This window comes from Actinomadura fibrosa (assembly GCF_900659615.1).
GTDB classification, from domain to species: domain Bacteria; phylum Actinomycetota; class Actinomycetes; order Streptosporangiales; family Streptosporangiaceae; genus Spirillospora; species Spirillospora fibrosa.
In genome coordinates this window covers 1-6590 of the sequence record NZ_CAACUY010000367.1, presented here as the reverse complement: position 1 = coordinate 6590, position 6590 = coordinate 1, and the positions used below count along the sequence as shown (strand labels likewise).

At 74.1% G+C, this 6590-nt stretch carries 4 protein-coding genes; 3 read left to right on the top strand and 1 reads right to left on the bottom strand.

Annotated elements, in window-relative coordinates; translation table 11 throughout:
- From E1300_RS46270 to pip, 3 genes are all read left to right on the top strand, one after another.
- On the top strand, positions 1-517 hold a 517-nt coding region (locus E1300_RS46270), incomplete at its 5' end, for a ferredoxin (RefSeq protein WP_131763623.1).
- Positions 518-777: 260 nt separating this feature from the next.
- The gene (hrpA, locus tag E1300_RS46265; RefSeq protein WP_242619837.1) at positions 778-4698 is read left to right on the top strand and encodes an ATP-dependent RNA helicase HrpA; all 3921 of its coding nucleotides are present in this window, start codon (positions 778-780) and stop codon (positions 4696-4698) included.
- A 36-nt stretch (positions 4699-4734) separates the two neighbouring features.
- Positions 4735-5691, top strand: a complete 957-nt coding sequence (gene pip / locus E1300_RS46260; protein ID WP_131763621.1) for a prolyl aminopeptidase — start codon at positions 4735-4737, stop codon at positions 5689-5691.
- 33 nt (positions 5692-5724) lie between these two features.
- On the opposite strand, the gene E1300_RS50950 is transcribed toward pip, so the two are convergent.
- On the bottom strand, positions 5725-6590 hold an 866-nt coding region (locus tag E1300_RS50950; protein WP_503104948.1), incomplete at its 5' end, for an efflux permease Rv1217c-related protein.

The following is a 6590-nucleotide window of genomic DNA, read 5'->3' as shown; positions in this document are numbered from 1 at the left end:
CGACATCGCCGGCGCCCTCGCCGCCCTCGCCGCCGGGCGGGACGCGGCCGCCGCCCGCGACACCGTCCGCCGCGCCACCCGGATGGTCGTCGGACGGGGCGCCTGCTCCCACCCCGACGGGACGGCCCGCTTCGTCTCCTCGGCCCTGGACGTCTTCGCCGCCGACGTCGACCGGCACGTCGCCGAGGGCGGATGCGGGCGGCCGGTCCGCGGGGTGCTGCCCGCCGGGACGGACGCGCGGCTGAGCCTGGAGGTCGACTGGAGCCGCTGCGACGGGCACGGGCTGTGCGCCGACGTGCTGCGCGGGACGGTGCGCCTCGACGAGTACGACTACCCGGTGATCCCGTCCGAGCCCATCCCCGCGCGGCTGGAGGCCGACGCGCGGCGCGCCGTCGCCGTCTGCCCCGGCCTCGCGCTGCGCCTCGTGCCGCGCGCCCCGCACGAGCCGGTCGCGCGAGCGGACCGGGCCCGGCCGGACGCACCGCCGCCCGGGGCGCCCGGCCCCGGACGGCCCTAGCCGGGTAGCCGGGCAGCCGGACCAGTCTGGATCATGGACGCACGGCGCGGCCCGGCGGTGACTCTCCGTGAGTGATCCGGTATGCCGCGTGCCCGTCCGGAATGACCTCCCGGACGGGGGCGTTGTACTCGGACGGCCGGAAAATGGATCGCCCGGCCCCGGCCGTTCCGGCTACGGTGCGGAGGTTCGGGGGAGCACAAGGGGAGCGGGGACCGGGTCGGCCGGTCGCCCTATCCTTGTCGATGGTTATGAGGACGCCTGTGAGATCGCCGCTCGCCGACCTGCGCGCGCGCCTGCCGCAGTTGACGCTGCGCGACCAGCACCGGTTGCGGCGCCGCATCGACGGCACCCAGAAGATGCGCGACGCCGCGCGCCGGGCCAGGGCGACCGAGGAGATCGCCGCCGAGGTCGAGGCCGCCGAGCGGCGGGTCGAGCGGCGCCGCGCCGCCGTGCCGGCGATCACCTATCCGGCGGAGCTGCCGGTCTCGCAGAAGAAGGACGACATCCTCGCCGCCGTCCGCGACTCCCAGGTCGTGATCGTGGCGGGCGAGACCGGGTCCGGCAAGACCACCCAGATCCCCAAGATCTGCCTGGAGCTCGGCCGCGGCGTGCTGGGCTCCATCGGCCACACCCAGCCGCGCCGGCTCGCCGCCCGCACGGTCGCCGACCGGATCGCCGAGGAGCTCGGCACCGAGCTCGGCGAGACCGTCGGCTACAAGGTCAGGTTCACCGACCGGTCCAGCGACGACACGCTCGTCAAGCTGATGACGGACGGCATCCTGCTGGCCGAGATCCAGACCGACCGGCTGCTGCGCCAGTACGACACGCTGATCATCGACGAGGCGCACGAGCGCAGCCTCAACATCGACTTCCTCCTCGGCTACGTCAAGGAGATCCTGCCGCGCCGCCCCGACCTCAAGGTGATCATCACCTCGGCGACGATCGACCCGGAGCGGTTCTCGGCGCACTTCGACGACGCCCCGATCGTGGAGGTGTCCGGCCGCACCTACCCCGTAGAGGTTCGCTACCGTCCGGTCATCGACCCGGACGACCCGTCCGCCGACCCGGACCGCGACCAGGTCCAGGCGATCCTGGACGCGGTGGACGAGCTGGAGCGCGAGGCGCCCGGCGACGTGCTCGTGTTCCTCAGCGGCGAGCGCGAGATCCGCGACACCGCCGACGCGCTGCAGAAGCACTTCCAGAACCGGCGCGGCACGACCGAGGTCCTCCCGCTGTACGCGCGGCTGTCGGCGGCCGAGCAGCACCGCGTGTTCCAGCCGCACCGGGGCCGCCGCGTCGTCCTCGCCACGAACGTCGCCGAGACGTCGCTGACCGTCCCGGGCATCCGGTACGTCGTCGATCCCGGCACGGCCCGCATCTCCCGCTACAGCCACCGCCTCAAGGTGCAGCGGCTGCCGATCGAGCCGATCTCGCAGGCGTCGGCGAACCAGCGCAAGGGGCGCTGCGGGCGCGTGGCCGAGGGCGTGTGCATCCGGCTGTACTCCGAGGAGGACTTCGAGTCCCGGCCGGAGTTCACCGACCCCGAGATCCTGCGCACCAACCTCGCGTCCGTCATCCTGCAGATGACCTCGCTCGGCCTCGGCGACATCGCCGCGTTCCCGTTCGTGGAGCCGCCGGACCGCCGCAACGTCAAGGCGGGCGTCGACCTGCTGCACGAGCTCGGCGCCATCGACCCGGCCGAGCAGGACCCGCGCAAGCGGCTGACGCCCCTCGGCCGCCGGCTCGCGCAGCTGCCCGTCGACCCCCGGCTCGGCCGGATGGTGCTGGAGGCCGACCGGAACGGCTGCGTCCGCGAGGTGCTGGTCATCGCCGCGGCGCTGTCCATCCAGGATCCGCGCGAGCGCCCCGCCGACCAGCAGCAGGCCGCCGACGAGAAGCACCGCCGGTTCGCCGACCCGACCTCGGACTTCCTCGCGTACCTGAACCTGTGGAACTACCTGCGCGAGCGGCAGAAGGAGCTGTCGGGCAGCGCGTTCCGCCGCATGTGCAAGAGCGAGTTCCTGCACTACCTCCGGATCCGCGAGTGGCAGGACCTGCACGGCCAGCTCAAGCAGGTCGCGAAGACCCTCGGCGTCACGCTGAACACCGCCGACGCCGCCCCCGACCGCGTCCACGTCTCGCTGCTGGCGGGTCTCCTCTCGCACATCGGGCTCGCGGACGCGCAGAAGGGCGACAAGCAGCGGCGCGGGCAGGAGTACCTCGGCGCGCGCGGCGCGAAGTTCGCCGTCTTCCCCGGCTCCGCGCTGTTCAAGAAGCCGCCGCGCTGGGTCATGGCGGCCGAGCTGGTCGAGACGTCCCGGCTGTGGGGGCGGACCAACGCCAGGATCGAGCCGGAGTGGATCGAGCCGCTCGCCGGGCACCTCGTCAAGCGCCAGTACAGCGAGCCGCACTGGTCGAAGAAGCAGGCGGCCGTCATGGCGCACGAGAAGGTCACCCTGTACGGGGTGCCGATCGTCGCCGACCGCCGCGTCAACTACGGCTCCATCGACCCGGCGCTGTCGCGGGAGCTGTTCATCCGGCACGCCCTTGTCGAGGGCGACTGGGAGACCCACCACGCCTTCTTCCACGAGAACCGCGCGCTCCTGGAAGAGGTCGAGGAGCTGGAGCACCGCGCGCGGCGCCGCGACATCCTCGTGGACGACGAGACCCTCTTCGACTTCTACGACGAGCGCGTCCCCGAGGACGTCGTGTCCGGCCGCCACTTCGACGCCTGGTGGAAGAGGGCGCGGCGGACCGACCCCGACCTGCTCGGCTTCGAGAAGTCGATGCTCATCAACGCGTCCGCCGACGGCGTCAGCGAGGCCGACTACCCCGACGTGTGGCAGCAGGGGCCGCTGCGGCTGCGGCTGACGTACCAGTTCGAGCCGGGCGCCGACGCCGACGGCGTGACCGTCCACATCCCCGTGCAGGTCCTCAACCAGGTCCGCCCGGACGGGTTCGACTGGCAGGTGCCCGGCCTGCGCGCCGAGCTGGTCACCGAGCTGATCCGGTCGCTGCCCAAGCAGCTGCGCGTCAACTTCGTCCCGGCGCCCGACTACGCGCGCAAGGTCCTCGACCGCGTCGCGCCGCGCACCGAGCCGCTGCTGGACGCCCTCGAACGCGAGCTGACCGCGCTGACGAGCGTCCCGATCGCGCGCGAGGCGTGGGACACCTCCCGGCTGCCCGCGCACCTGCGCATCACCTTCCGGGTCGTCGGCGAGCGCAGGCGCACCCTCGGCGAGGGCACCGACCTCGACGAGCTGAAACGGCGCCTCGCGGGCACGGTCCGCGGGACGCTGTCCAAGGCGGCGTCGACCGTCGAGCGGTCCGGGCTGCGCGACTGGACGATCGGCGAGCTGCCGCGCACGTACGAGCGCAACCAGAACGGCTACGACGTCAAGGCGTTCCCGGCGCTCACCGACGAGGGCGACGGCGTGGCCGTCCGCATGTACGAGACGGAGGCCGAGCAGCGCCGCGCGATGTGGCTCGGCACCCGCCGGCTCGTCCTGCTGAACGCCCCGTCCCCGGTGAAGCTCATCCAGGGCCGGCTCACCAACCGGGGCAAGCTCGCGCTCAGCCACAACCCGCACGGCTCCGTCGCCGCGCTGTTCGACGACTGCGTCACCGCCGCGGCCGACCACCTCATCGCCGAGGCGGGCGGGCCGGCGTGGGACGAGGCGGGCTACCGCGCCCTGTACGACCGCGTCCGCGCCGACCTGCACGACGCGACCGCCGCGGTCGTCGCGCAGGTCGAGCGGATCCTCGCCGAGTCCCACGAGATCGACCGGCGGCTGCGCGGCACCACCAGCCTCACGCTCGTCCCCGCGCTGACCGGCGTCCGCGCGCATCTCGCGTCGCTGGTCCACCCCGGGTTCGTCACCGCGACCGGCTGGCAGCGGCTCGCCGACCTGCCCCGCTACCTGCGCGCGATCCAGGTCCGCCTGGACAAGCTCCCCGAGAACCCCGGACGCGACCGCATGCTCGCGCACCAGGTCGAGGAGCTGGAGCGCGAGTACGAGCAGACCCTCAAGCGGCTGCACCCGTCGCGCCGGGACGACGAGCCGGCGCGGCAGGTCCGCTGGATGCTGGAGGAGCTGCGGGTCAGCCTGTTCGCCCAGCAGCTCGGCACGCGGTTCCCGGTCTCGGACAAGCGCATCCGCAAGGCCATGGCCGCCCTCTAGCCCCTCATGATCGTTCGTCGGGTAGAACTGGGCGGCATGGGTCTGAGGGAGTTCTATCCGCCCGTCGAGCCGTACGACTCCGGGCTCCTCGACGTCGGCGACGGCAACGAGGTCTACTGGGAGGCGTGCGGGAACCCGGACGGCAAGCCCGCGGTGTTCCTGCACGGCGGCCCGGGCGGCGGGCTGCTGCCCGGACACCGGCGCTTCTTCGATCCGGCCGCCTACCGGATCGTGCTGTTCGACCAGCGCAACTGCGGCCGCAGCCTGCCGCACGCGGGCGACCCGGCGGTGCCGCTGGAGCACAACACCACCGCGCACCTGGTCGCCGACATGGAGCGGCTGCGCGAGCACCTGGCCGTCGACCGCTGGCTCGTGTTCGGCGGGAGCTGGGGCACCACCCTCGGCCTCGCCTACGCGCAGGCCCACCCCCAGCGCGTCACCGAGATGGTGCTGCGCGGAGTGTGGCTGGTCCGGCCGTCCGACGAGGCGTGGGGATTCACGCCCGGCGGCGCGGCGCACCTGTTCCCCGCCGAGTGGGCCGCGTTCCGCGACGCGATCCCGGCCGCCGAGCGGGACGACCTCGTCGCCGCCTACGGCCGCCGCATCACCGATCCCGACCCGGCGGTGCACGTCCCCGCGTCGCGCGCCTGGATGGCCTGGGAGCTCGCGGCCAACACGCTGCTCCCGGTGCCGCCGCCCGACCTCGGCGACACGCTCCTGGTCGCGTTCGCGCGCATCACCCACCACTACATCGCGAACGGCGGCTTCCTGCCCGCCGAGGGCCTGCTGGCGGGCGTGGACCGGATCCGGCACGTCCCCGCGGTGATCGTCAACGGGCGCTACGACGTCAAGACGCCGCCCGGCCAGGCCTGGGACCTGCACCAGGCATGGCCCGAGGCCGAGTTCCACATCGTCGAGGACGCGGGCCACGGCGGCTCGGAGCCGGGCACGCGGCACCTGCTCATCGAGGCGACCGACCGGTTCCGAGCCTGACCCGAACCCCGTTCTCGCCGTGAAGCCATGAAATCAGGGCGTGATGTCGCGGCGGCGCAGCCCGTACAGGCCCGCCGCGACCAGCGCCCCGGCCACGGCGGCCAGGACGGCGAGGGGCGTGGCGGTCAGCTCGCCGCCGGGCAGCTTCGGCACGTGGGTGAACGGGGAGAGGTCCATGACGGCCTGGTCGAGGTCCAGCATCGGGCCCAGCGGCCCGATCAGCACGAACGCGCCCGCCAGCGCCCAGGCCGCCTGCGTCGCGCGGGGGAGCAGGCCGAACAGCGCCAGCGCGGCGGCCGACACCACCCAGGCGGCGGGCGTCTGGGCGAGGGCCGCCCCGACGGCGTCCGCGACCTTGCCGCCGGTCCCGCCCGCGGCCGCGCCGTACGCGAGGCCCGCCGCCGTGCCGTAGACCAGCAGCAGCACGACCGTCCCGGCCAGGGCGACGAGCAGGTGGCCGCCGGCCCAGCGCAGGCGGCCCACCGCGGTGGCGAGCAGCGGTTCGGCGCGTCCGCCCGTCTCCTCCGAGCGGAGCCGGAGCGCGGCCTGCACGCCGTACAGCGCGGCGATGGCGCCCATGAGCCCGTTGACGGTGGCGAGGTAGGCGTCCACGATGCCGGACTGCCCGCCGAGCTTGGTGAGGACCTCCCCGACGTCCGCGTTGTCGCCGACCAGGTCGCCGACGCCGTCCGCGACGCCGCCGATGACGAGGCCGTAGACCAGGAAGCCCGCGGCCCACCCGGCGAGGCCGCCGCGCTGGAGCCGCCACGCGAGGGCGAGGGGGCTGCGCAGCCGCGGCGGGGCCGCCGCGGGGGCAGGGGTATCCGGGCCAGGGCTACCCGGGGCAGCCGGGCCGGCCCCAGCAGGGCCCGGGCTACCCGGGGCAGGGCTACCCGGCC